The organism is Olivibacter sitiensis DSM 17696 (assembly GCF_000427965.1).
Classification (GTDB): Bacteria; Bacteroidota; Bacteroidia; order Sphingobacteriales; family Sphingobacteriaceae; genus Olivibacter; species Olivibacter sitiensis.
The window spans coordinates 1-1,559 of the sequence record NZ_ATZA01000107.1 but is presented as its reverse complement, the minus strand read 5'-3'; the positions used below and the strand labels follow the sequence as shown (position 1 = coordinate 1,559).

Here is a 1,559-nt window from a genome sequence, read left to right as displayed (position 1 = left end):
CTCATATTTTTAGTTTGTCGTAAAACCAAAATATGAAAAAAGGAGCTTGCCAGATATGGCAGCTCCTTAAATTATTTTTTGTCGGTCAGTAGTGACAAAGATATGATTTTTTGCCATAGCGGAAAAAATCCGTCTGGAGCGCATTATGTGCCCTTAGATGCGATACGCTCAAAGATAATGTCTTATTTTTTAGCCATTATAAAATCTAAGTTTGTTTTACAGATGAAACTGTCTATTTTTCTTGTCGTTATCTGCTGTTTTCAGGTCAGTGCCTCGGCGCTTGCACAACGGATTACGCTCTCCGAGAAAAATGCCCCCATTGAAAAGGTCTTTCGGGAAATCAATAGGCAAGGCAAGGTGGATTTTGTGTACAAAACAAGACAAATCAGAAAGGCCAAGCTTGTGACCTTGGACGTGCGTGATAGGCCTTTAGCGGAGGTACTGGAAATGCTTTTTCAGAATCAGCCTATAGGCTATACCGTGAAGAACTATACGATAGTTATCCTCGATAAGATTTCCAACGAAAACCAGCCTTCCCCAGTGGCGGTGCAACAGATTACCGTAAAGGGAAAGATCGTCGATAAGCAAAATGAACCCTTGGTAGGTGTCAGTGTAAAGGAGAAGGGAACGAACAATGCCATAAGTACCAATGACCAAGGTGAATTCAGCCTTAGCGTCAAAGACCAGTCGGCCGTGCTGCAGTTGTCCTATGTCGGATATATCGGCCAGGAGTTGTCGGTGGGCGCTGATCTCAGCCGTATCGTTCTCGAAGAAGATCTGGCCAACCTGGACGAAGTAGTGGTCGTGGGGTATGGCACGCAAAAGAAAGTAAACCTGACGGGAGCCGTTGACCAGGTAACGGCAAAAGTTTTTGAAAATAGAATGATGCCAAATGTTACGCAGATGCTTCAAGGTGTCATACCGAACCTCAATATCCGGCTGGGTGACGGTAAGCCCACTCAGGCACCCTCATACAATATCCGTGGCACTACGTCAATTGGGCAAGGTGGCAGTGCATTGGTTCTCATAGATGGCGTGGAGGGCGACCCAAGCCAACTTAATCCGAATGATATCCAGAGTGTCACTACGTTAAAAGATGCCGCATCGGCATCTATTTATGGTGCAAGAGCTGTATTTGGCGTTGTATTAATCACCACGAAAAAGCCGACGTCGGGAAAAACCTCTGTAACTTTATCGTCCAACTATGCTATCAAAAATCCGATCCAAGTTCCTGATTTTGTAACCGATGGGTATACTTGGGTAAGCAATTTTGCTGAAGCCTTCGTAAATGGTGATGGCTCTTTTCCACAAAATATCAATAAAACACAGAAATTTTCCCTGGACTATCTTAACGAATTTAAACGACGGGTTGAGTCTGGACAACCCTATAACCAGGTAGAAGTCGATCCTGTAACCGGCGAGTATACCTATTACGGCAGTACTGATTGGTATGATCACTTATATAAGAAATCACTACCAAACGGATAAACTTAAAAACAGGCAATAAACTCACTTAACTTACTGATTATCAGTAAATATTTTCATTAGATAAAAAAGCC

Annotated in this window: 1 protein-coding gene; it reads left to right on the top strand. The window is 43.1% G+C overall.

Going from position 1 to position 1,559, the window contains the following annotated elements:
- Positions 1–222 precede the first annotated feature (222 nt).
- The gene (locus A37S_RS0122500) at positions 223–1,488 is read left to right on the top strand and encodes a TonB-dependent receptor plug domain-containing protein (RefSeq protein ID WP_245586456.1); all 1,266 of its coding nucleotides are present in this window, start codon (positions 223–225) and stop codon (positions 1,486–1,488) included.
- Positions 1,489–1,559: the final 71 nt, after the last annotated feature.

Coding starts and splice junctions, on each gene's coding strand:
- A37S_RS0122500 (WP_245586456.1), top strand. CDS start 223: ATGAAACTGTCTATTTTTCTTGTCGTTATCTGCTGTTTTCAGGTCAGT.